Annotated in this window: 2 rRNA genes; both read right to left on the minus strand. The window is 52.7% G+C overall.

Annotated features, from left to right (window positions below):
• Window positions 1–50: 50 nt before the first annotated feature.
• A 5S ribosomal RNA gene (gene rrf, locus F566_RS0100155) occupies window positions 51–164 on the minus strand.
• A 153-nt stretch (window positions 165–317) separates the two neighbouring features.
• Window positions 318–1,931 (minus strand): 23S ribosomal RNA (locus tag F566_RS0100160); the annotation flags it as partial.

Raw genomic sequence — 1,931 nt, forward strand, 5'->3', positions numbered from 1 at the left:
CCAATAAAAAAGGCCCATCCGCTAGGATGAGCCTTCTTTATGTATTAGAAGCCTGACGACGACCTACTCTTGCATGGACGAACCACACTACCATCGGCGCTGAACTGTTTCACTTCTGAGTTCGGAAAGGGATCAGGTGGTTCCAGCTCGCTATGATCATCAGGCGAAACTGCTAAGCCTTGGCTTGTTCGTTTCGCAACCCTGCTTTCTTACCTTCGCAAGGCCACTGATAAAATCGGCATTCGATCACTCGTAACAATCGGATAAGCAAGTTGATTATACTCTTTCACAAAACACCTAAATCACTTCGGTGTTATATGGTCAAGCCTCTCGGGCAATTAGTACTGGTTAGCTCAACGCCTCGCAGCGCTTACACACCCAGCCTATCAACCTCGTGGTCTACAAGGGCCCTTTAGGAGGATCAAGTCCTCAGGGAGATCTCATCTTGAAGGGGGCTTCCCGCTTAGATGCTTTCAGCGGTTATCCTGTCCGAACGTAGCTACCGGGCAATGCAATTGGCATCACAACCCGAACACCAGCGGTTCGTTCACTCCGGTCCTCTCGTACTAGGAGCAACTCTTCTCAAATCTCCAACGTCCACGGCAGATAGGGACCGAACTGTCTCACGACGTTCTAAACCCAGCTCGCGTACCACTTTAAATGGCGAACAGCCATACCCTTGGGACCGGCTTCAGCCCCAGGATGTGATGAGCCGACATCGAGGTGCCAAACACCGCCGTCGATGTGAACTCTTGGGCGGTATCAGCCTGTTATCCCCGGAGTACCTTTTATCCGTTGAGCGATGGCCCTTCCATACAGAACCACCGGATCACTATGACCTACTTTCGTACCTGCTCGACGTGTGGGTCTCGCAGTTAAGCGCGCTTATGCCATTACACTAACCGTACGATGTCCGACCGTACTTAGCGCACCTTCGTGCTCCTCCGTTACTCTTTGGGAGGAGACCGCCCCAGTCAAACTACCCACCACACAATGTCCTCGACCGGGATAACCAGCCAGAGTTAGAACCTCAAACATACCAGGGTGGTATTTCAAGGATGGCTCCATGACAACTGGCGTCGCCACTTCAAAGCCTCCCACCTATCCTACACAAGTAGGTTCAAAGTTCACTGTGAAGCTGTAGTAAAGGTTCACGGGGTCTTTCCGTCTAGCCGCGGATACACAGCATCTTCACTGCGATTTCAATTTCACTGAGTCTCGGGTGGAGACAGCGCCCCCATCGTTACGCCATTCGTGCAGGTCGGAACTTACCCGACAAGGAATTTCGCTACCTTAGGACCGTTATAGTTACGGCCGCCGTTTACCGGGGCTTCGATCAAGAGCTTCGCCGAAGCTAACCCCATCAATTAACCTTCCGGCACCGGGCAGGCGTCACACCCTATACGTCCACTTTCGTGTTTGCAGAGTGCTGTGTTTTTAATAAACAGTCGCAGGGGCCTGGTATCTTCGACCGCCTTCCGCTCCAGCCGCAGGGCTTTCACGTACATGACGGCGTGCCTTCTCCCGAAGTTACGGCACCATTTTGCCTAGTTCCTTCACCCGAGTTCTCTCAAGCGCCTTGGTATTCTCTACCTGACCACCTGTGTCGGTTTGGGGTACGGTTCTGTATTGCCTGAAGCTTAGAGGCTTTTCCTGGAAGCTGGGCATCAACCACTTCAGTCTCGTTAAGAGACCTCGTCATCACCTCTCAGGATTATGAACCCGGATTTACCTAAGTTCACTCCCTACGGGCTTAAACACACATCCAACAGTGTGCTGGCCTAGCCTTCTCCGTCCCCCCATCGCAGCAATACAAAGTATCGGAATTTTAACCGATTTCCCATCGACTACACCTTTCGGTCTCGCCTTAGGGGCCGACTCACCCTGCGCCGATTAGCGTTGCGCAGGAACCCTTGGTCTTCCGGCGGGGG

Origin of the sequence: Hahella ganghwensis DSM 17046 (genome assembly GCF_000376785.1) — a bacterium.
Lineage (GTDB): Bacteria > Pseudomonadota > Gammaproteobacteria > Pseudomonadales > Oleiphilaceae > Hahella > Hahella ganghwensis.